We start from the raw sequence: 19,837 nt of genomic DNA, 5'->3' as shown, positions 1-19,837 counted from the left end.
GAACAGCGGGCCGCCGGTCTCGGTATGGAGGTAGCGCATGCACAGCCGGTATTGGCGGACCGTCGCCGGGTCGATCAGCAGCAGCGCCGCATGCGGGTTCGCCAGGATGTTGGCGCGGGTCTTGTTGAAGAACTGGTAGGAGAGCGCGACATGCGCGTCGTCGACGTAATGCACCTGGGAGATCAGCGACACGTTCGGCGTGCCGTCGGGCGCGCAGGTCCCGATCGCCGCCGGGATCACGCCCTCCAGGCAGGGCCGGATCGCATCGAGGGTCAGACGTTCGCTCATGATGCCAGCGGGCTCCCCGCGCGGGCACCCGGCGTCTGGTCGAAGCTGCAGCGCGGCGTGAAGGACAGGGCGACGAAGTCGTCGACATCGTAGGCCATCAGGACCCGCGTGAAGGCCTCGTCGAAGCCGATCAGCTCCAGGTCCCGGCGGAAAGCCTCGACATGGCGGGACAGGAGGGGCCCGACGTCGCCTTCCGGGGGTGCGATCCGCGCGTCGGCGCCCTTGAGCTGGACGGAGCGGTTGGTGCTCGGCTCGGTGAAGACCACGGCGACGACGCCCGTTGCGGCCACCGCCGCGACCAGCGCCGCGTTCGCCGAGGTGGACAGGAACACCGTGACGCGGCACCGGTCCGGCGAGACGACGCAGCCCAGCGCGCGGCCGATCGTCGGCCCTTCGCCGCCGCTGGAGGATACGACGATGCTGACGCCCCCTTCGAGGAAGGCGGCGAGGTCGCCGGCGATGAGAACGTCCCGCTGCATGGACCAAATATACCAGGGCGCCGCGCGCCGCGCATACGGCACGTTGGGGTGAGTACCGGAACCGGCATGACGAGGCGAGCGCCGGAACCGGCGCGGCGCTTCAGCCGGCGCCGTCATCCCTTGCGCCGTCATCCCCCGCGCCGCCCTCGACGACGGACAGGCGCGGGCGGCCAGCCGGCTCCCTCGCGCCGCCGTAGGTGTCCTCCAGGAAGGTCAGCACGGAGCGGATCGCCTCGCTCTCGGGGCCGTCGCGGCGCGCGGGCGACAGGCTCGCCAGCACCGCCTCGTAATAGGCGGCCGCCTGGCGCCAGGACAGGAGGCCCGCCTCGATCATCAGGCCGACCGTGGCGGTCTGGGCGGCGAGCGCGCCCGCGAGCAGGCCGGCGATCCGGCCCTGGGCCTCCGCCGAGGCCTGGAGCAAGGCGACCGTGCTGTCGCTCGCGCGCTGCATTTCCTCGAGGAGGCGGACGGGATCGTTCATGGATGGCGTTGCCGGGACGAGGGGTGGACGAGCAGCCGAAGGGCGGTGCAGACTATACCGGATTTTCCGCATGGGCGCGCAGGGAAGACGTGGCGCACGCTTTCGCAGCCCCCGCATGAAGCCGCGAGCGAGGGGCATTGATGAAGAACGAGAAGCGCAACGTCCTGCTGCTGGCCGCATGCCTGGCCTTCGGGATGAGCACGACGTCGCTGATCATGACGGCGGCGGCCGTGGCGGGCACGCTGATCGCGCCCGATCCGGGGCTGGCGACGCTGCCGCTGGCGCTGATGTTCGTCGGCATGATGCTGACGCCGCTGCCGGCCTCGCTGCTGATGAAGAGGATGGGGCGGCGGTTCGGCTTCGTCACCGGGTCGGTGTTCGGGATGGTCGGCGGCGCGGTCGCGACGCTCGCGACGTGGCGGGGCGACTTCGTGCTGTTCTCGGCCGGGCTGGTGCTGCTGGGCGTCGCCGCGGCGTTCAACCAGCTCTACCGCTTCGCGGCGGCGGACGTCGCCTCCCCGGCGTTCCGGCCGAGGGCGATCTCGTGGGTGATGGCGGGCGGCATCGTCGCCGCCTTCCTCGGGCCCAACCTCGCCACCTGGACCAAGGACCTGTTCACGACGGCGGAGTTCGCGGGCACCTTCGCGACCCTGCCGCTGCTGCATGCGGGGACGCTGCTGCTGATCGGCTTCGTGGAGCTGCCGGCGCCCTCCAGCGCCGAGACCTCCGGGCCGACCCGGCCGCTGCGGGAGATCGCGCGCCAGCCGGCCTTCGTCGCCGCCGTGCTCGCGGGGATCATCGGATTCGCCGGGATGAACTTCGTGATGACGTCGACCCCGCTCGCGGTGCTCGACCATGCGCACCACACCTTCTCCGACGCGGCCTTCGTGCTGCAGTGGCACGTGGTCGGCATGTACGCGCCGGCCTTCTTCACCGGGCGGCTGATCGGCCGGTTCGGCTCGCCCGCGGTGATGATGACGGGAGCGCTGCTCTATGTCGGCTGCGTGGCGCTGAACCTGTCGGGGGGCACGCTGATGCTGTCGTTCTGGCCGGCGCTGATCCTGCTGGGGATCGGCTGGAACTTCCTGTTCGTCGGCGCGACGACGCTGCTGACCGAGACCTACCGGGCCGCCGAGAAGGCGAAGGTGCAGGGGATGAACGACTTCCTGGTGTTCACCGCGGTCGCGGTCAGCGCGCTCAGCTCGGGCACGGTGCACGCGCTGGCCGGCTGGGCCACCGTCAACCTCGTCCTGCTGGCGCTGACCGGGGTGGTGGCGTGCGTCCTGCTGTGGCTGATGGGGGTGCGCCGGACGGCGGCGCAGGCCCAGCCCGGCTGAACCGGCCGCGTCCGGCCGCCTTCCGCGCCGCCATTCCCGGGAGAAGGAAAAATGAACACTCCGGTGGGCGCATGGCCCGATTTCGCGTTTGCCACGGACGCAAAGGCCGCGTACCCTGGCGATCTTCGAAACTGCTATACCTTGACACGTCCTATGCGTTCTTCTCCTCCCTCCCGTCCCATGGGCCGCCAGCCGGCGATGCCGATCGCCAGCAATGTCCGGGCGACGGTGAAGTGGTATAACCCCTCCAAGGGTTTCGGCTTCGTCACCCCCGAGGATGGCTCCCCGGATGCGTTCCTCCACGGATCGGTCCTGAATCTCCTCGGATACGATAACGTACCCGAGGGCACCACCCTCATCGTCGATCTCGCGCAGGGTCAGAAAGGCCCGCAGGTCAGCGCCGTGCGCGACATCGACACCTCGACGGCGACGCCCGGTCGCTCCGCTCCGGCCAGCAGTGGCCGCGGCGGCAGCTCCTTCGGCGCCCCGCGCGAGCGCAGCGGCGGCGGCCGCGGCGGCTACGATCGCGATTCCGGCCCGACCGAAGAGGTCGGCGGCACCGTGAAGTGGTACAACGCCGAGAAGGGCTTCGGCTTCATCGCCCCGGACGCCGGCGGCAAGGACATCTTCATCCACGCCAGCGCGATCGAGCGCTCGGGGCTGTCGATCCTGCCGGAAGGCGCCTATGTCCGCGCGCAGGTGCGCCAGGGCAACAAGGGCCCGGAAGCCGTCTCGATCGAGATGGACTGAACCGCCTCGGCGGTGCGGAGCGGCGGGGGAACCGCGTAGGTCCCCCCGCTCATCCGTCGGTTCCATTCGACAAGCCGGCCGACAAGCCCGCCGACAAGCCCGGTGGGCTTCAGCACGGATAGGCCAGGAACCCGGCAGCGGTTTCGTCCAGCCGGGCGAGGATGCGCGAGCGCCAATCCGCGACAGGGTCTCCTGCTTCCAGCAACTGGAAGGGGCTGATGGCGCGCGCCCACATGAAGGCCCCGGCCACGGCATAGTCCGCGAACAGCGGCGACTCGCCGCCCAGGAAGGGCTGGCGCTTCAGCGTCGCGCGCAGCGGCGCGAGGCCGCGGCGGAACTCCACCACCCGCACGTCCCGGTCGGCGCAGACCGCCTCCAGCGCGCCGCCCAGGCGTGCCTCCCGGCTCTCGCGGAAATACGCCTTGTCCTTCTCGTGCAGATGGCCGTGGATGTCGGCCACGATCATCCGGACCAGGCCGGCATGCACGACCATGTCGGTCCAGTCGACGTAGAAGCGCGACAGCGCCCGGCCGGCGGCACCACTCGCCCCGGCACCGAACAGCGACGGGCGATCGGGCCAGGCCTCCTCCAGGTGGCAGGCGATGTCCCAGGAATCGGCGACCGCGCGGCCGCGGTCCACCAGGACCGGCACCCTGCCCTGCCCGGAAAAGGCGATCGCCTCCTTCTCGGTGAAGCGCCAGGGCACGCCCTCGACGGCCAGCCCCTTGTGCGCCAGCGCCAGCCGGACCCGCCAGCAATACGGGCTGAACCGGCGGTCGTCCTCGGCACCCGCCAGTTCGTACAGCGTCAGCGTCGTCATCGTCCCCCGCGTCGATAGCCAGGGGACGATGATATGATTTCAAATGAATGCCGCCAAGCGCCGCCGGCCCCCGGCGGGGACGGGCGTCACGAGACAGCGGCGAGCCGGCCTTCGTAGTAGCCGCGCATCCCGACGTTCAACTCGGCCGCTGCGGCGACCGCCTCGGCCACCGCGGCGATGCCCGCGCCCGGTGCGACCGCCAGCATGCGGTCGGCCGGCACGGCCGTGAAGGTCCGCATGCCGATGCAGCCGAGCGAGAGCACCGGCCGGCCGGCGTCCAGGCTGGCCGGGACGGCGGCGCAGGCCGGGCGGCCGAACGCCGCGGAGGGCACGCCGGCACCCCAGGCGGCGCCGCCGGACGCCTCGCTCCAGATCATCGCCTGGACCGGGGTCAGCCACAGCAGCACCGCGTCCGGCGCCGCGGGGAAATCCGCCAGCGGGCCGTAGAGGATGCCGGCCCGCGGCTCGGCCCGGCGCGGCAGGTTCGCCGGCTCCTCGGCGCCGATATAGCCGTTGCCGACGACCTGGCCGATCACGGCGCCCAACTCGTCGCCGACCTGGGGCGGCAGGTCGAAGCCCATCACATGGGCGCCGATCTGGCAGTGGTAATGGGCCTTCGCGGGCGCGTAGACGGTCTGCGCCTCGGCGCGGCGCCAGAAGCTGCAGGCCGACGGCGCCAGCGCGTCGTCCACCGCGACGCCGGGCGGCGGCGCGTCCAGGAAGGCGAGCGCCACCGGGGGCAGGTCCAGGCCGAGGGCACGGGTCAGGCGGTCGGAAACGTCGGCGAAGGACATCGGGGGCTTCCTGATGAGAGGGTCAGCGGTAGCGCCAGCGCAGCAGGCGCCGCTCGACCCGTTCGGACAGGCTGAACAGCACGAGCACGAAGGCCATGATCAGGATCACCAGCCCCAGGGTCAGGCCGGCGTTGTAGGTGCTCTGCGCGAACTGGAGCAGGTAGCCGAGGCCGCGCGTGCTGGCGACGAACTCGCCGACGACGGCGCCGGTGAAGGCGAAGCCGACCGCGACCTTGAGGTTGCCCATCACCCAGGCCGTCACGGAGGGGACGTAGACCTCGCGCAGCAGGACCCAGCGCCCGCCGCCGAGCGTCTGCACCCGTTCGACCAGGCGGCGGTCGACCTCCTTGATCCCGCCATAGACGGCGAAGAACACCAGCACCGAGACCAGGACCAGCGACAGCGCGATCTTCGAGCTGAGATCGATGCCGAACCAGATCACGAACAACGGCGCCAGGATCACGCGCGGCACCGCGTTGAGCAGCATCATCACCGGCTCGAGCAGTTCCGCCAGCACCGGCACGAGGGCGGCGGCGAAGCCCAGGACGATGCCGACCAGCAGGCCCAGCAGCAGCCCGGCCAGCGCGGCCAGGAAGGTCGCGTGGAGATGGTCCCAGATGCTGCCGTCGGCGAACAGCTCGGCCAGCACGGCGGCGACGTGGGAGGGCGGCGGGGCGTAGAAGGGATCGAGCACGCCGACGCGCCCCAGCCCCTCCCAGATCGCCACCAGCACCAGCAGGGCCAGCGTGCGGCGCACGGCGACCCGGTCGAGCAGCGTCCTCATTCGGCGGCCTCCCGGAAGGCGGGGCCCATCTCGTCCGACAGGTCGCGCCACAGCCGGTCCACCAGATCGCCGAAGGCGGGGTGGCGGCGGGCCGCGAGCAGGTCGCGCGGACGCTGCAGCGGCACGCGGTAGCCCGCCCGGATGCGGGCGCGCGGGCCGTTGGACAGCACGAACACCTGGTCGGAGAGCTGGATCGCCTCCTCCAGGTCGTGGGTCACGAGCAGCACGCTCATGCGCTCGCGCTCGACCCAGCCCAGCAGGTCCTGGGTGATGCGCAGGCGCACGATCGCGTCCAGCGAGGCGAAGGGCTCGTCCATCAGCAGGAAGCGCGGCGACAGCGCCAGCACCTGGGCGATCGCGACGCGCTTGCGCTGGCCGCCCGAAAGCTCGCGCGGGTAGCGGTCGCCCAACCCGGCGAGGCCGAGCCGGTCAAGCCAGTCCGACGCGCGCTCCCGCGCCTCGCGCTTGGCGAGTTTGCGGATGCGCAGGCCGAGCATCACGTTCTCGAGCGCCGTGCGCCAGGGCAGGAGCGCGTCGTCCTGGAACAGGAACCCGACCTCGTCGCGGCCGACCTCGAGCGCGACCGTGCCCGCCAGCGGCTTCTGCAGGCCGGTGACCGCGCGCAGGATGCTGGTCTTGCCGGAGCCCGACGGGCCGACGAGGCTCACGAACTCGCCGGCGGCGACGGACAGGTCGACGCCTTCCAGGACCGGGACCGCCCCGTAGGCGAGCGTGACGTTCTTGAGGTCGAGCATCACCCCTCCACCACGGAACGGTCGATCAGCCGGTCGAGCGGGAAGTCGGGCTGGATCAGGTCGGCCGAGGCGAGGGAGCGGATGACGCGGCCCGCCGATTCGGGGTCGATCGCCGGCGTCTCGGGGTAGAGGGACGCGCGATGGCGCTCCAGGATGTCGACGAGCTGGCCGCGGTTGCCGCCGGCCACCAGCTCGCGCGGGAGGGCCGCGACCACCTCCTCGACCGGGATCGTGCGCGTGTCGTGCAGGCCCTTGTCGAGGGCGCGGGTGAGCCTGCGCATCTGCTCCAGCCGCTCGTCGCGCTCCTCGGCGCGCACGGCGATGCCCATGAACTCGTACGGGCCGCCGAGATGGCGGTGCGCGTGGTCGATGTCCATCACGTTGACCAGGACCTTGCCGCCCGCCTCCAGCAGCAGGGTCAGCGCCGGCTCCTGGACCATGCCGGCATCGACCTGGCCCAGGCGGACCGCGTCGTAGAGATTGGGGCCGAGCGTCGCGAAGCGCACCTGCCCCGGGTCGACGCCCGCCTGGCCGAGGAGGTAGAGCGCCAGCACGTGGTCGGCATTGCCGAGCGCCGAGACGCCCAGGGTCCTGCCGGCGAGCGAGGCGAGGTCCGTCACCTCCGCGACCGAGCGCGGGCCGGCCGCGAGCGCGAACAGCGGCAGCCGCCCCGTGGACGCGAAGCGCAGGATGCGCGCGCCCTTGTCGAAGGCCTGGACCGCGACGTCGAAGGACGAGGCCGCGTAGTCCACCGCGCCGCCGACCAGCGCCTGCACGGCAGCACTGCCGCCGCGGGTGTAGACGAGGTCGACGTCCAGCCCCTCGGCCGCGAAATGGCCGCGCGCCTTCGTCACCTCGTAGGGAACGACGCACAGGAGCTGGCCGCAGAAGGCGAGGCTGACCGCCTCCCCCGCCGCGCGCGCGGGCAGGCCGCGGCTCGCGACCGCGATCCCGCCGGTCACGCCCGCCAGCGTCTTAAGCGCGGCGCGCCGGCCGATGGCCCGGTCCTCGGGGACGGGGCTTCCGGTGCCGTTCGGGTCGCAGCAGCTCATGGCGAACTCCGTTCCACAAATATATTGTGTACAACACTCCACTCTTGTAAATTGGGCCGTCGGCGAGGAGGTTGCAACGAGAATCTCATGCCTGCCCGCCTCGCCGACTTTGCACTCCGCGAGATCAACGACTACTTTCCCGCTGGACGGGAGGACCACATGGCGAGCATCACGATCCGGAACCTGGAAGATCCGCTGAAGGTAAAGCTGCGGATACGCGCCGCCCAGCACGGCCGTTCCATGGAGGACGAGGCCCGGCAGATCCTGCGCACGGCGCTCACCGAGGAACGCCAGTCCTCGGCCGACCTGGGCAGGGCCATCCGGCGGCGATTCGCGGCGGTCGGCAGCATCGAGCTGCCGCCGACGGCGCGCGAACCGCTGCGCGAACCGCAGGGCCCGACGCGATGATCGTCCTGGACACCAACGTCCTGTCGGAGCTGATGCGCCCGGCGCCGGCCGAGGCGGTGCTGCGCTGGTTCTCGCTGCAGACCGGCACCAGCCTGTTCACCACGACCATCAGCCAGGCCGAGATCCGGTTCGCCCTCACCGCGCTGACGAGCGGCGGACGGCGCGACGACCTGCTGGCTGCTGCCGAGCGGATGTTCGAGGAGGACTTCGCGGACCGGGTCCTGCCGTTCGACGCGGCCGCCGCCCGGGCCTTCGCGCTGCTCGCCGCCGGCCGGCGGCGGGTGGGACGGCCGGTGGGCGGCTTCGACGCGCAGATCGCCGCCATCGCGTCCTCGCGCGGCGCGGCGCTGGCGACCCGGAACACGGCGGATTTCCGGGACTGCGGCCTGCACCTCATCGATCCCTGGGATCACTGAGCGGGGGGCGCGGTCGCGCGCCTGTTCGTGTTGGTGTTCGTGTTCCTCAGGCGCCGGCGGCGCGGTCGCGCCCCTGTTCGTGCTCCTCAGGCGCCGGCAGCGCCCCGGACGCACGCCCGGGGCGCGCGTCAGGCGGCGGCGTTCCAGGGCGAGCGGCGCTGGACGGCGGACCACAGGATCTCCGAGCTGCCGCGGTAGCCGCGCAGGCGGAAGATCAGGCCGAGGAAGCCGATCGAGGCCTGGACGTCGCCGGCCGCCGCCGCCTGGCGCGACCGCCAGAGCAGCGGCTCGGCCATGGTGGCGACGATGGCGGCGCCCTGCGCGCTCTCGTCCGCGAGCGCGCGCAGCCGTCCCGCGATCTCGGATTGGACGAGAAGCTCGTCGCAGCCGTATTTGGAGAGCAGGAAGCGCCGGCAGACGCCGGCCTCCGCGGGGGTGAGCGGGTATCCGTGCGCCGCGCGCGCGGCCAGGTCGAGGTCGTCGAGGGCGAGCGTCCACAGCTTCTTGCGCGCGACGACGCAGGCGCGCTGCAGCAGCGCCGCGCGCCGGCGGACGGGCTCCGGCTCCTGCGCGACGCCGTCGGGGGTGAACTCCTCCAGGGCGAGGGTCTCGTACAGCTCCAGGAAGATCACCTTGTCGTAGAGGACCCACCGCTCGACCTGGCGGTCGGCGGAGAAGCGGTCCTGCCCGGGACCGCGCGGGCCCTCGTGGACGCGCTGCAGGAACACGATCTCGGGGACGTGGACGCCCTGGAACCGGCGGGCGAGCCGGATCGCCATCTCGTAGTCCTGGGAGCGCACGAGGTCGGTGCGGAACGGGCCGACGGCGTCGTAGGCCTCCTTCCTGACCAGCATCGCGTTCTGGAACAGGAAGAAGTCCTCCAGCAGGGTCAGGAACAGCGAGTTGGCGCCCAGCTCGGGCCAGTAGCCGCCGTCGAAGACCTCCGGCTCGCCGGTCCCGCCGTCCCGGCGGAAGCGGCGGTAGCGGCCGAAGGAGAAGCAGGCGCCGCTCGCCTCCAGCCCGGCGAGGAGGCGCTCGGCCGCCTCGGGCACCGGCAGGTCGTCGTCGTCGCAGATCCACACGTAGCGGCCGCCGCACCGGGCGAGGCCGGCGTTGAGGGCGGCCGACTTGCCGGCGTTCTCCTGGTGGAGATAGCGGACCCGGCCGCCGAAGCCCATGACCCGGCCGCGCGTGTCGTCGGTCGAGCCGTCGTCGACCACGATGATCTCGTGCAGCGGATGGGTCTGCTTCTCCAGGGCCCGCAGCACCTCGACCAGGAAATCCGCCCGATTGTAGGTCGGAATGATCACGGATATTTCGGGCATACTGCGAAAATCCTCTGGAATCCGTCCGTTGCGCTCGTGCGTCAACAAGGCGTTACCTTCGGCGTTCCGATGATGATCTTCATGGCTTGAAGAAATCACAGGCCCCGGGCGGGCAGCAGCGCGCGCACGCGCCGGACGGCGGGTCGCAACGTCCGCCGCAGGCGGCCGGGCAGCAGCCACGGATAGGCGGCGTAGGCGGCGGGCCGCTCCAGCAGCGCCCGCAGGGCCAGCCGCCGGGCCGACAGCGCGTCCCCGAACGGCGATTCCAGGTGGCGCCGCGCGCTGTCGAGCAGGAACAGGTGCTCGACCCCGGCGCGGCGCATCTCATGGCGGTAGCGCTCGTGGAAGCGGCGGCGCGCCTCCATGTTGGCGGCGAAGTTCAGCGAGCGGCGCAGGCGGGCGCGCTCGCCGGCGGGGTCGTCCTGGTTGTGGTAGCGGATCAGGGCTTCGTCGACGAAATCGACCTCGTAGAAGCGCGCGATGCGCAGCCAGTACTCGTAGTCCTCGATCGCCGGCAGCGTCTCGTCGAAATAGCCCACGGTCGCGACGACGGACGCCCGGATCATCACGTTCGACCCGCCGCCATGCACGACGTTCCTCAGCAGCATCAGGGCGTGGACGTCGCCGCGATGGACCGGCAGTTCGACCTCGCGCTCCCCCTGCCCGACCACGGACTCGACGCCGGTATAGACGAGGCCGAGGCGCCGCGAGCCGCCGGCGAACAGCGCCACCTGCAAGGACAGCTTGCGGGGCAGCCACTCGTCGTCGGAATCGAGGAAGGCGACGAACTCGCCGCGCGCCTCGCGCAGGCCGCGGTTGCGCGCCGCCGCGACGCCGCGGTTCCGGTCCTGCGGCAGGTAGCGTATGCGCGGGTCGCCATACCCCGCCACCACGGCGGCCGTGCCGTCGGTGGAGCCGTCGTCGACGACCAGCACCTCGAACGCCGGGTAGTCCTGGGCGAGGACACTGTCGAGCGCGCGGGGAAGCAGGTCCGCCCGGTTGTAGGCCGGGATCACGACGCTGACCAGGGGTGCCGCCCCCGCCCCTGCTCCCGGTTCGCCCTGCCGCGGCTCACGGCTCGCGGCGGCGGGCGGCGCGTCGCGCCGGCCCAGCCGGTCGTCCAGGCGGCGGGCCACCTGCCCGGACGCGGAGCCGATCCGGGCGGCGGCGCGGTGCGCGCGGCGCCGCCAGGCCGGGCCGGCATGGCGCGCGGCCGCGGCCAGGCACCGGTCCCGGAGGTCGCGGTGCTCGTCGCCGCAGCCCTCGGCGATGGTCTCGTAGGCCTCGCCGAGCGGTCCCCGGTAGCGGGGCAGCCGGCCGGCCTCCGCCAGCATCGCGGCGATCCGGTCGATCACGAACAGGCGGGATTCCAGCCCGCGCCGGGTCAGGCGGGTGCCGCTGAGCGAGACGGCGTCGCCGGGCAGGCGGCGGTAATAGGCCGTGCCCTCGCCGGTCGGCACCAGCACGTTGCCGCGCACGAGGCCGCGCATCATGACGTCGCCGTCGGTGTTGACGCGGACCTGCGGGTCCCAGCCGCCGCTGCGCTCATAGGCCGGCCGCGACCACAGCACCGAGCAGGGCGGGTGGTACCAGCCCGTCAGCCATGCGCCCAGGTCGTCCTGGCCGGGACGCCGGGGCGCGCAGGATGCCGGCGCGGTCAGCCAGCAGCCCCCGACCTCCTCGAAGCGGTACCAGGGGCAGCAGGCGATGGCGTCCGGATGCCGGCGCAGGACGTCGGCCAGCGCCGCCAGCACGGTCGGGCCGAGCAGGTCGTCGGCGTCGAGGAACATCAGCGCGTCGCCCTGCGCGAGCGCCACGCCGGCGTTGCGGGCGGCCGAGGCCCCGCCCAGGCGCTGCGACACCACCCGGGCGCCGTAGCGCCGCGCGATGTCGGCGCTGCCGTCGGTCGAGCCGTCGTCGACGACGATCACCTCGTGCGGCGGCAGGGTCTGGTTCAGGAGCGAGTCCAGCGTCGGGGCTAGGAACTGCGCGCCGTTGTGGCAGGGGATGACGACGGAGATCCTCATCCTCCGGGCTCCGGGGCGTCGAGGCGCGCCAGCACGCCGCGGACCGCGTCCGGATCGACGCGCAGGTCCTTGTCGAGGGGATGGCCGTCGCCGACGCCGCTGCCGGGCACCAGCCAGTAATGCAGCCCCATCGCGCAGGCGAGGGCGTAGAAGTTGGGGTTGGGGAAGCCGAGATCGGCGATCTCGACGACATGGGCGCCGGGCGGGCAGAACATCATGTTGGTGAGGCCGGCGCCGTGCGGCGCGAGGAGCACGGACGTCCCGGCCATCAGGTCCACCTGCTCCTCGAAGCCGAGCTCCTCCATGAAGACGCGCTCGAACCCCGCCGCCTGCAGCGACGGCCACAGCGCGTCCTCGTTCAGCAGGCGCCGGCCGCGCGAGCGGGCGCGGCTGATGAAGACGCGGCGCCCAGGGGGAGATCCGGGCGGCGCTCCCGGCCGCGGCGGGGCCAGCGCTTCGCGGACCGGGCGGAGCAGTTCCGGGCGGAAGCGGTCGGTGCCGACCAGGGTGAGCTCCCCCACCTCCAGCGGGCGGTCGGGATCGAAATCCGCGAAGGCGCCAGGGTCGAGGCCGAGCATCCGCAGCGAGGCGTCGATGACCGCGTTGCGGCGGCGCGGCAGGACCAGATCGTCCAGGCCGCCGCGCGTGCGCAGCAGGTGGAGCTTGGGCAGATGCGCGGTCAGCCAGTGGGAATGGTTGTGGTAGACCCGCTCGAGCACCCAGGTCGCCTTGTCGATCCGCGCCGCCTTCCGGCCGGCGCGCAGGGCTTCGGCATGGCCCGGCCGGAAGGCGATCTCGCGCAGGTTCAGCGCCCGGCCGCCGGACGTCAGGATCGCGGGGTAGAAGTTGTCCTTGCGCGGGTCGTTCCAGAACACGAGGCGGCAGTCCGGCAGCGTCGCGACGAAGGTCTCGCCGCTGACCCGTTCGGGGACGTCGCGCATCGAATAGCCCCACCAGCCGCGGTCGGCCGGCAGGTCGGCGCGGTCGGCGACGTTGCGCGGCAGGGGGTTGGAGGCGACCGCCTCGGCGTGGACGGTCTCGTAGCGCCCCCGGCCCGTGCGCGCGACATGCGCGGCGACGGTCTCGCCGGAGACCCAGCGGTAGCCGAGCCAGGCCGGCGGGAGGCCGGAGGCGACGGCGCGTTCCCCCAGCGGGTCCAGGTGGCGGCGCAGGCTGCCGCGTATCGAGATCATGGGAACTCCCGTGCCTTGCATCAGCCCGACGACATCAGTCGGAAATCCTGGTGGAGGGCCTGAAGTTCCGAATAGGACCCCGACGCCTCTATCCGGCCGGCCTTCAGGAAGTGGAGCGCGTCGCAGTTCTGCACCGTGGTCAGGCGGTGCGCGATCATGATGACGGTGCGCCGGCCCTTCAGCGTCTCCACCGCGCCGATGATCGCGCGCTCGGTCGCGTTGTCGAGCGAGGAGGTCGCCTCGTCCAGGATCAGCACGTCGGGATCGTGGTAGAGGGCGCGCGCGATGCCGATGCGCTGGCGCTCGCCCCCCGACAGGCGCACGCCCTGCTCCCCGATCACCGCGTCCAGCCCCTCCGGCTGGGCCTTCACGAAGCCTTCGAGCTGGGCGGTGCGGATGGCGGTCCACAGCGCCTCCTCGTCGATCTCCGCGTCCTCCAGGCCGAGAGCGACGTTGCGGCGGATCGTGTCGTCCAGGAGGTAGATGGACTGCGGCACGTAGCCGATGGTCCGCTGCCACGCGCCGACCCCGCCTTCGCGGATGTCGACGCCGTCGACGAGCACGCTGCCCCGTTCCGGCTGCAGCAGGCCCAGGACCACGTCGACCAGCGTCGACTTGCCCGCGCCGGTGCTGCCGACGAGGCCGACCGCGGAGCCGGCCGGGATCACGAGGTCGATCCCCTTCAGGGCGTGGGTCCCCGCCTGCTCGTGGCGGTACCAGACGTCGCGCAGTTCCAGCGCCTTGCGCATGTGGCGGGGCGGCGTCCCGGCCGGGCCGGGCCGGGGCGCGCCCTCGGCCTCGAGGACGCCGAGGTCGGCGTGGACGGGATCGACGGACACGATGCTGTAGCGCAGTCCCGCCAGATGGGTCATGGCGGCGCCGATGGTCTGGCGCAGCCGCACGAGGCCGACGACGAACAGCGACAGGGTGACGAGGATCGATTCCGTCGGCCGGCCGAGCAGGACCAGGACGGCAGCGATCACCAGCAGGCCGGTGATCGCGATGAACTCCGTGACCGGGGCGATCGCCTTGGTCGTGAAGTTCTTGAAGCGGACGACGCGGGCGATGCGGCTGACGGTGCCGGCGACCTTGCCGGCGAAGAACCCCTCCCGGTTCAAGACGCGCGCCTCCTTGATGCTGCCGAAGCCCTGGTAGAGGCTTTGCACGAAGTGCTTGCGCTGCTCCTGCTCCTCCAGGCCGTAGCGCTTCAGCTTGGCGCTGACGGCCGCGACGCCGGCGCCGCCCATCAGGCCGAAGACGACCATCCACCAGAAGGTGATCCAGGGTTCCGCCAGGAACAGGAAGATCAGCACCGCGGCCAGGATCAGGACATGGGTCAGCAGCTCCAGGATCGCGCCCAGGACCTGGTAGGAGATGACGCTGGCCTCGCGGTCGATGTTGCGCAGCAGCTCGGAGGTGTTGCGGGCGACGTGGAAGGTATAGGGCGCGCGCATGTACGCCCTGGTCAGCCTGCCGGCCAGCTCGATCCGGCGGTTGGTCGTGTAGCGCGTCTGCAGGTAGTAGTTGAACACCAGGAAGGAGTTCTTGATCGCGAACACCGCGATCAGGGCGACCGCCCCCCAGACCACGAGGCTGTTGGTGTCGGTCAGGCCCAGGCGCTCGACCGTGGACTGGAGCAGGGGGAAGCGGGCGAGCTGCTCGGGATAGACGACCATGCTGACATAGGCGGGAACGGCGGCGACGCCGACCACCTCCATCCCGGCGCCGGCGATCATCATCAGCAGCAGGATGATGCCGTTGCGCCGGGCGCGGCGGTCCAGCAGGGCGACGAGCTTCTTGAGCTGTGGGAGCATCGACGTGACGTTCCGCGGCCCCGGCAAGTCCGTGCGGGCCCGCGCCTTTCCTCATCGTTGGTGGTCAATCCCGAAGCAGGGCCTCGTAGAGACGTTCGTAGGCCGCTTCGGAGGATGCGCTGGAGAACGCCTGGGCGCGCCGGTGCGCCGCCCGGCCGAGGCCGGCGGCCAGGTCCGGGTCCCGGAGCACGCGGACCAGCGCGTCCGCCAGCGCGCCGGCGTCCTCCGGGGGAACGAGCAGCCCCGCGTCGTCGGCGACGACCTCGGGGACGCCGCCGACCCGGGTCGCGACCGGCGGGACGCCGCAGGCCATCGCCTCCAGCAGCGCCAGCGGCATGCCCTCGCTGCGCGACGACAGGGCGAAGGCCGAGGCGCGGCGGAGCCGGTCGCGGACCCCTTCGCGTTCCAGGCGCCCGGGAAGCTCGACCGCGCCGTCGAGGCCGAGCGCGCGGGCCTGGGCCGCCAGCTCCCCGGCCAGCCTGCCGTCGCCGACGATGCACAGCCGGGCGTCGGGCACGACCCGGCGCACCGCGGCGAGGGCCTGCAGGAGGAGGTCGAACCCCTTCACCGGTTCCAGCCGGCCGACGGCGACGATGGTTGGAGGGCCAGGGGTTGGAGGACCGGGGGGCGCCCCGCCCTCGCCCGGCGACCAGAAGCCGCAGTCGATGCCGTTGGGGATCACATGGACCTTGGCCGGGTCCACGCCCGGGTACGAGAGCACCCGGTCGGCCAGGTTGCGGGACACGACGGTCACCGCGTCCGCGCGGCCGAGGAATTCCGGCAGCAGGTCGCGCCATGCCGGCGCCGGCTTCAGGATGTCGGTGCCGTGGGCGGACAGGACGGTCTTGTAGCCGAACAGGCCGTTCAGGCGCAGGAAGTAGAGGGCCTGCTCGGACACGAAATGGACGTTCACGATCTGGGGCCTGCGGCGGAGCAGGCCCGCCGCCAGCCGGAACAGCGACGGCAGGTGGTACGGCCGCGCGCGGGCCGGGGCGGCATCGGAGGGGGGGCGGACGTAGAGCGGGCAGACCCACTCGCCGGGCACCGACCCGGAAGCCGGCCCCGACCACGCCTCGGTCACGACGTGCCCGCGGCGCCGCAGGCTCGCCAGCAGGCGCGAGATCACGATCTGCGCGCCGCCCGGATCAAGACGGTCGACGACGGAATAGACAAGGACCCGCAAGGGCATCGTCGCTTCAACTCCTTCGGCTTGCGGAAGCGACACGACGGCACGGCGAAGCGCCGACCCGACTTCGTCGCGCTGGCATCTTTAACGCGAGTACGCGCGCCCGGTTCCCGGACCGCGTCGATCGGGGGGCTGGACGGGAGGCCGGTCGATAAGGATTGACAGTTGCGCAGCCCCCCGCCCGGCCTACAATATCCGACCATGGGAACCGACACCGAAGCACGCGCGCTGGCCGAGCGCATCCTGGCCGCGGCCGACACCGGGGCCTGCATGGCGCTGGTGACCGACGACCTCCCGGAGTTCGGGCTGGCCGAGGCCTACCGGGTGGCCGAGGCCGTCACCGGGCTGCGCGTCGCGCGCGGCGAGCGGCCCGTGGGCTGGAAGATCGGCTTCACCAATTACGCGATGTGGGACGAGTACGGCGTCCGCGCGCCGATCTGGGCCCCGGTCTACGACCGTACCGTCGTCGAGATGCCGGCCGGCCCCGCCAGTTGCGCGATCGGCCATCTGGTAGCGCCGCGCATCGAGCCGGAGATCGTGCTGAGGCTTGCCCGCACGCCGGAACCGGGCATGGACGAGACGGCGCTGATGGGCTGCGTCGACGCGGTCGCCCACGGCTTCGAGATCGTGCACTGCGTGTTCCCGGACTGGCGGTTCCGGCTGCCGGACACGATCGCGGCGTTCGGGCTGCACGGCCTGCTGTGCCACGGCGCGTTCGTGCCGGTCGGCGAGGCCATGCCGGCCGCCGCGTGGCGCCCGGCGCTGGAGGGCTTCACGATCGTGCTCGAGCGCGACGGGGCGCAAGCCGAGCGGGGCCATGCGACGGCCGTGCTGGGCGGCCCGCTCTCGGCCCTGCGGCACTTCGTGGAGGCCTCGGCGGCGGCAGGACCCGCGACGTGGAAGCCTGCCGCCGGGGACATCGTCACGACCGGCACGCTGACGCGCCCGTTCCCGATCGGCCCGGGCGAGCGGTGGACGACCGGGATCGACGGGGTGCCGCTGCCGGGGATGGACGTCCTGTTCACGCCGTAGGCGGGCGCCGGTTCACGCCGCGGGCGTGTGTTCCGGAAACAGCCCCGGCATCCAACGGGAGGCCAGTTTGGCGGGGAAAGCCAGGCGCAACGGGGCCCGCGGGCTGTCCGAAGCAAGGACTTCATGGCCGAGCAAGGCCGAAGTGATGCGGCGCGCCTGACGATCACCGACGCCGAGCAGATGGGGAACGTCGCCGCGGGGAAGCTCGCCGCGATAGAGAATTGCTTCGAGGACGGCACCCGACTTCGGGGGCAAGGTCTCGGCTCGGATCTCCTCCTCGGCCCAGATCAGGATGCGGTCGCGCAGGCGGTCGGGCTGGACAAGCTTTTCCATGAAGTCGACCTGGTCGATACAGGTGTCCAGAAAGAACGCCGGAAATTCCGCCAGCGCCTCTTCCGAAAGCGTGCCGCGGCCGTCGAGGTCGTTGCGGCGCGGCAGATCACAACTCATCAGCAGCTTCTTGTACCGGCTTTCGTTGCGGGCGAGCCCGCGGGCGATCGACCAGACGCCGCCGGTATCCAGGGTTTCCAGCAGCATGGCGTAGGACATCAGCCTCGCGACGCGGCCGTTGCCGTCGAGGAACGGATGGATCCAGAGGAGACGATGATGGGCAGTGGCCGCGGCAAGGATGCTGTCGGTGCGCCCCAGCTTGCGGTAGGCCGACGCGAAACGCGCCAGAAACCTCGGCAAGGCGCCTGGACTGACCGGAAAGAGGTTGCCGACCCTGACGTCCCGTCCACGAAGTTCTCCGGGGACGACCCTGACCCTCTTCCCTGTATCCTGATTCGTGATCCACAGCAGGTCGTCGGGAAGCAAGTCGCAGAAGCGGCGGTGAACTTCCAGGATGCCGTCCTGCGTCGTGGCGCGACCGGCGAGCCCGCCACCGTCGATCCATTGCTGGACGACGATGTGGGCCTTGGCTTCGAGCTGAAGGTTCCGCTTCTCCGCATTGGTGCTGTAGTCGTTCCTGAGCGCACGCTCGATGTCGACCGGATGGGTATCGTGCCCCTCGATCAGGTTGCTGTAATAGCAGTTCATGGCCCGGACGAGGTCGGCCAGGGCGGTTCGCACGCCGAGCGGCACGCCGCGACGGAAACCCGTCGAGCGCATGGCCAGTTCGAGGGCAAGGTCGGTGAGCGCCGTGCGACGTGGAGAGCTCTCGCCGACAAGCAGAGGCTCCATCAGGCCCGGCATCTCGCCGCGATCCTCGGGCGTGGTGGATGAAGCCGCATTCATGTCCGGTTTCCGTCCGGTTTCAAGGCGTTGAAAGTGCAGCGTTAACATGGCCTTGAAAGCAACACCAGCCTGGATAGGTCCGGTTGCAAGTCCGGTTTCATGTCCGGCTGCAGGCTTGGTTCAGGCCTGCTTTCGGATCCGCTGCCTGCCGAGAGTTCCTCCCTCCTCCTGCCCCGTCCATCCTCCTCGGGAACTCCGGCCCGTCAGGGCGGTTGGCCGAGCGTGACGCGGGGACGGCCCGCGCGCCTCAGCACGAGGGCACGATGGCTGACATGAAGAAGGTGCTCGGCACCATGATGGCGACCGGGCTCGCCGGGCGGGCGATGCGCGGGCCGCATTTCGCCCGCCGCGGGACCGGCATGTCCAACGCATTCATCGGCCGCGGCGGCGGCAGCATGAAGCAGACCGCCGGGCTGGCGGCGCTGGCCTATCTCGGCTACCGCGCCTATCAGGACTACCAGCGGAACCAGCCGCAGGGGCAGACGAAGGGGCAGGCGCAGCGGCCGGGCGGCACGGGCACGGCCCCGTCGCAGGGCGGCGGCCTCGCCGACATGCTGGGCGGCATCTTCGGCGGCGCCGGCGGTGGCACCGGCGGCGGGACGCGGACGACCGGCGGCGCCGGCGGCCTCGGCGACCGGCTTGCCGACGTGCTGCGGGGCGGGCGCGGCGCCGAGCCCGAGCCGCCGCCGCCCCCGCCGCCGCCCCCGCCGGAGGAGACCCTGGACGACCGCAAGGCGCTGCTGCTGGTCCGGGCGATGATCGCGGCCGCCTATGCCGACGGCGAGCTGTCGCCGGAGGAGCGCACGCGGATCGTCGGCGCGCTGGACCAGGCCGGCGCCGGCCCGGAGGAGCACAGGATCATCGAAGGCGAGCTGAGCAACCCGCAGCCGCTGGACGCGATCCTGCGCGAGGTCCGCGACGAGGAGACGGCCGAGCAGGTCTACATCGCCTCCGAGATCGCGATCCGCGACGGCTCGCAGACCGAGAAGCACTACCTGAACTATCTCGCGAGCCGGCTGAACATCCCGGAGGAGCGGCGGAACGACCTGGACGGCATGGTCGGCGGGGGTGCGACCGGCGGCTGAGGACGGCGGCGATGAGGACGGCGGCGATGAGGACGGCAGCGAAGAGGACAGCCGGCTAGGCCGGGGGCCGGCCGTCGACCGGGAAGACGACGCGGAACGTGGTGCCGTCGCGGATCTCCAGTTCGTGGCGGCCGCCCGCCTGCTGGACGAGGCGGCGGAGCAGCGTCCGGCCGATGCCCGGCGAGGCGACATCCATCCCCGGGGCGCCGACCCCGTCGTCGCGCACCTCGACCGTCGCCTCGGGCCCGTCGCGGCGGACGCGGACCAGGATGCTGCCCCCGCGGCCGTCCGGGAAGGCGTGCTTGATCGCGTTCGTGATCGCCTCGTTGACGGCGAGCGCGATCGGGACCGCATGGTCGAGGTCGGTCGGGCACGGCTCGGCGTCGACCGACAGCGTGATGCCCTGGTCCGACAGCGCGAACGCCTCGACGAAATGCTCGCACAGCTCCTCCAGGTAGCGGCCGAAATCGATCCCGGCCGCCTCGTCGGTCCGGTACAGCACCCGATGCAGCAGGGCCATGGAATCGACGCGGTTGAGCGTCGCCCTCAGCGCGTCGCGGGTCTCGCCGTCGCTG

At 71.9% G+C, this 19,837-nt stretch carries 21 protein-coding genes; 6 read left to right on the top strand and 15 right to left on the bottom strand.

Annotation, left to right across the window (positions count from 1 at the left end):
• From VGO20_RS28040 to VGO20_RS28030, 3 genes are all read right to left on the bottom strand, one after another.
• The coding region (locus VGO20_RS28040; protein ID WP_327505720.1) for a pyridoxamine 5'-phosphate oxidase family protein at positions 1-288 on the bottom strand (288 nt) is incomplete at its 3' end.
• Positions 285-767: a hypothetical protein gene (locus VGO20_RS28035; RefSeq protein WP_327505719.1), complete on the bottom strand. Its 483-nt coding sequence runs from the start codon at positions 765-767 to the stop codon at positions 285-287. The genes VGO20_RS28035 and VGO20_RS28040, both read right to left, overlap by 4 nt.
• Positions 768-867: 100 nt before the next feature.
• The gene (locus VGO20_RS28030) at positions 868-1,248 is read right to left on the bottom strand and encodes a hypothetical protein (RefSeq protein ID WP_327505718.1); all 381 of its coding nucleotides are present in this window, start codon (positions 1,246-1,248) and stop codon (positions 868-870) included.
• A 140-nt stretch (positions 1,249-1,388) separates the two neighbouring features.
• Here VGO20_RS28030 and VGO20_RS28025 point away from each other — a divergent pair, with 140 nt between their 5' ends.
• Positions 1,389-2,585, top strand: coding sequence for an MFS transporter (locus VGO20_RS28025; RefSeq protein WP_327505717.1), 1,197 nt, complete (start codon positions 1,389-1,391; stop codon positions 2,583-2,585).
• 51 nt (positions 2,586-2,636) lie between these two features.
• Positions 2,637-3,335 carry a cold-shock protein gene (locus VGO20_RS28020; protein ID WP_327505716.1) on the top strand — a complete coding sequence of 233 codons (699 nt, stop codon included), beginning with the start codon at positions 2,637-2,639 and terminating at the stop codon, positions 3,333-3,335.
• 109 nt (positions 3,336-3,444) lie between these two features.
• On the opposite strand, the gene VGO20_RS28015 is transcribed toward VGO20_RS28020, so the two are convergent.
• From VGO20_RS28015 to VGO20_RS27995, 5 genes are all read right to left on the bottom strand, one after another.
• The gene (locus tag VGO20_RS28015; RefSeq protein ID WP_327505715.1) at positions 3,445-4,155 is read right to left on the bottom strand and encodes a glutathione S-transferase family protein; all 711 of its coding nucleotides are present in this window, start codon (positions 4,153-4,155) and stop codon (positions 3,445-3,447) included.
• A gap of 86 nt (positions 4,156-4,241) precedes the next feature.
• Complete coding sequence (locus VGO20_RS28010) at positions 4,242-4,949, bottom strand: DUF169 domain-containing protein (protein WP_327505714.1); 708 nt, start codon at positions 4,947-4,949, stop codon at positions 4,242-4,244.
• Positions 4,950-4,971: 22 nt separating this feature from the next.
• On the bottom strand, positions 4,972-5,733 hold the full coding sequence (locus VGO20_RS28005; RefSeq protein ID WP_327505713.1) for an ABC transporter permease: 762 nt from the start codon (positions 5,731-5,733) through the stop codon (positions 4,972-4,974).
• A complete protein-coding gene (locus tag VGO20_RS28000; RefSeq protein WP_327505712.1) occupies positions 5,730-6,488 on the bottom strand; it encodes an ABC transporter ATP-binding protein in 759 nt (252 codons plus the stop codon). Before VGO20_RS28000 ends, VGO20_RS28005 begins: the two co-directional genes overlap by 4 nt.
• A complete protein-coding gene (locus VGO20_RS27995; RefSeq protein WP_327505711.1) occupies positions 6,488-7,540 on the bottom strand; it encodes an ABC transporter substrate-binding protein in 1,053 nt (350 codons plus the stop codon). Before VGO20_RS27995 ends, VGO20_RS28000 begins: the two co-directional genes overlap by 1 nt.
• Before the next feature lie 87 nt (positions 7,541-7,627).
• On the opposite strand from VGO20_RS27995, the gene VGO20_RS27990 reads away from it, so the two are divergent.
• Both VGO20_RS27990 and VGO20_RS27985 read left to right on the top strand, forming a co-directional pair.
• Entirely contained in the window at positions 7,628-7,948 is a 321-nt protein-coding gene (locus VGO20_RS27990) for a FitA-like ribbon-helix-helix domain-containing protein (RefSeq protein WP_327505710.1), read from the top strand.
• Complete coding sequence (locus VGO20_RS27985) at positions 7,945-8,364, top strand: type II toxin-antitoxin system VapC family toxin (protein ID WP_327505709.1); 420 nt, start codon at positions 7,945-7,947, stop codon at positions 8,362-8,364. The genes VGO20_RS27990 and VGO20_RS27985 overlap by 4 nt, the downstream gene beginning before the upstream one ends.
• 128 nt (positions 8,365-8,492) lie before the next feature.
• Here the strand turns inward: VGO20_RS27985 and VGO20_RS27980 are convergent, their stop codons facing one another.
• The 5 genes from VGO20_RS27980 to VGO20_RS27960 all read right to left on the bottom strand — a co-directional run bounded on the left by VGO20_RS27980 (position 8,493) and on the right by VGO20_RS27960 (position 15,912).
• Entirely contained in the window at positions 8,493-9,689 is a 1,197-nt protein-coding gene (locus tag VGO20_RS27980) for a glycosyltransferase family 2 protein (protein ID WP_327505708.1), read from the bottom strand.
• 95 nt (positions 9,690-9,784) lie between these two features.
• A complete protein-coding gene (locus VGO20_RS27975) occupies positions 9,785-11,716 on the bottom strand; it encodes a glycosyltransferase family 2 protein (protein ID WP_327505707.1) in 1,932 nt (643 codons plus the stop codon).
• Entirely contained in the window at positions 11,713-12,909 is a 1,197-nt protein-coding gene (locus VGO20_RS27970; RefSeq protein ID WP_327505706.1) for a glycosyltransferase family 61 protein, read from the bottom strand. Before VGO20_RS27970 ends, VGO20_RS27975 begins: the two co-directional genes overlap by 4 nt.
• 20 nt (positions 12,910-12,929) lie before the next feature.
• Positions 12,930-14,723, bottom strand: a complete 1,794-nt coding sequence (locus VGO20_RS27965; RefSeq protein ID WP_327505705.1) for an ABC transporter ATP-binding protein — start codon at positions 14,721-14,723, stop codon at positions 12,930-12,932.
• A gap of 64 nt (positions 14,724-14,787) precedes the next feature.
• A complete protein-coding gene (locus tag VGO20_RS27960; RefSeq protein ID WP_327505704.1) occupies positions 14,788-15,912 on the bottom strand; it encodes a glycosyltransferase family 4 protein in 1,125 nt (374 codons plus the stop codon).
• Between the two features lie 198 nt (positions 15,913-16,110).
• Here VGO20_RS27960 and VGO20_RS27955 point away from each other — a divergent pair, with 198 nt between their 5' ends.
• Positions 16,111-16,941, top strand: coding sequence for a 2-keto-4-pentenoate hydratase (locus VGO20_RS27955; protein WP_327505703.1), 831 nt, complete (start codon positions 16,111-16,113; stop codon positions 16,939-16,941).
• Between the two features lie 12 nt (positions 16,942-16,953).
• On the opposite strand, the gene VGO20_RS27950 is transcribed toward VGO20_RS27955, so the two are convergent.
• Positions 16,954-18,177 carry a Fic family protein gene (locus VGO20_RS27950; protein ID WP_327505702.1) on the bottom strand — a complete coding sequence of 408 codons (1,224 nt, stop codon included), beginning with the start codon at positions 18,175-18,177 and terminating at the stop codon, positions 16,954-16,956.
• A gap of 263 nt (positions 18,178-18,440) precedes the next feature.
• Between VGO20_RS27950 and VGO20_RS27945 the strand changes: the two genes are divergently transcribed.
• Complete coding sequence (locus VGO20_RS27945) at positions 18,441-19,262, top strand: tellurite resistance TerB family protein (protein WP_327505701.1); 822 nt, start codon at positions 18,441-18,443, stop codon at positions 19,260-19,262.
• A gap of 55 nt (positions 19,263-19,317) precedes the next feature.
• On the opposite strand, the gene VGO20_RS27940 is transcribed toward VGO20_RS27945, so the two are convergent.
• Positions 19,318-19,837: sensor histidine kinase (locus VGO20_RS27940; RefSeq protein WP_327505700.1), on the bottom strand; the 520-nt coding region annotated here is incomplete at its 5' end.

Source organism: Arenibaculum sp. (genome assembly GCF_035998295.1).
Taxonomy (GTDB): Bacteria; Pseudomonadota; Alphaproteobacteria; order Azospirillales; family Azospirillaceae; genus DASYHS01.
This window is presented reverse-complemented; position numbering and strand designations above follow the sequence as displayed.

Coding starts and splice junctions, on each gene's coding strand:
- VGO20_RS27995 (WP_327505711.1), bottom strand. CDS start 7,540: ATGAGCTGCTGCGACCCGAACGGCACCGGAAGCCCCGTCCCCGAGGAC.
- VGO20_RS27990 (WP_327505710.1), top strand. CDS start 7,628: ATGCCTGCCCGCCTCGCCGACTTTGCACTCCGCGAGATCAACGACTAC.
- VGO20_RS27965 (WP_327505705.1), bottom strand. CDS start 14,723: ATGCTCCCACAGCTCAAGAAGCTCGTCGCCCTGCTGGACCGCCGCGCC.
- VGO20_RS28035 (WP_327505719.1), bottom strand. CDS start 767: ATGCAGCGGGACGTTCTCATCGCCGGCGACCTCGCCGCCTTCCTCGAA.
- VGO20_RS27955 (WP_327505703.1), top strand. CDS start 16,111: ATGGGAACCGACACCGAAGCACGCGCGCTGGCCGAGCGCATCCTGGCC.
- VGO20_RS27980 (WP_327505708.1), bottom strand. CDS start 9,689: ATGCCCGAAATATCCGTGATCATTCCGACCTACAATCGGGCGGATTTC.
- VGO20_RS28000 (WP_327505712.1), bottom strand. CDS start 6,488: ATGCTCGACCTCAAGAACGTCACGCTCGCCTACGGGGCGGTCCCGGTC.
- VGO20_RS27985 (WP_327505709.1), top strand. CDS start 7,945: ATGATCGTCCTGGACACCAACGTCCTGTCGGAGCTGATGCGCCCGGCG.
- VGO20_RS27960 (WP_327505704.1), bottom strand. CDS start 15,912: ATGCCCTTGCGGGTCCTTGTCTATTCCGTCGTCGACCGTCTTGATCCG.
- VGO20_RS28025 (WP_327505717.1), top strand. CDS start 1,389: ATGAAGAACGAGAAGCGCAACGTCCTGCTGCTGGCCGCATGCCTGGCC.
- VGO20_RS28005 (WP_327505713.1), bottom strand. CDS start 5,733: ATGAGGACGCTGCTCGACCGGGTCGCCGTGCGCCGCACGCTGGCCCTG.
- VGO20_RS27970 (WP_327505706.1), bottom strand. CDS start 12,909: ATGATCTCGATACGCGGCAGCCTGCGCCGCCACCTGGACCCGCTGGGG.
- VGO20_RS28020 (WP_327505716.1), top strand. CDS start 2,637: ATGAACACTCCGGTGGGCGCATGGCCCGATTTCGCGTTTGCCACGGAC.
- VGO20_RS28030 (WP_327505718.1), bottom strand. CDS start 1,248: ATGAACGATCCCGTCCGCCTCCTCGAGGAAATGCAGCGCGCGAGCGAC.
- VGO20_RS27945 (WP_327505701.1), top strand. CDS start 18,441: ATGGCTGACATGAAGAAGGTGCTCGGCACCATGATGGCGACCGGGCTC.
- VGO20_RS27975 (WP_327505707.1), bottom strand. CDS start 11,716: ATGAGGATCTCCGTCGTCATCCCCTGCCACAACGGCGCGCAGTTCCTA.
- VGO20_RS28010 (WP_327505714.1), bottom strand. CDS start 4,949: ATGTCCTTCGCCGACGTTTCCGACCGCCTGACCCGTGCCCTCGGCCTG.
- VGO20_RS27950 (WP_327505702.1), bottom strand. CDS start 18,177: ATGAATGCGGCTTCATCCACCACGCCCGAGGATCGCGGCGAGATGCCG.
- VGO20_RS28015 (WP_327505715.1), bottom strand. CDS start 4,155: ATGACGACGCTGACGCTGTACGAACTGGCGGGTGCCGAGGACGACCGC.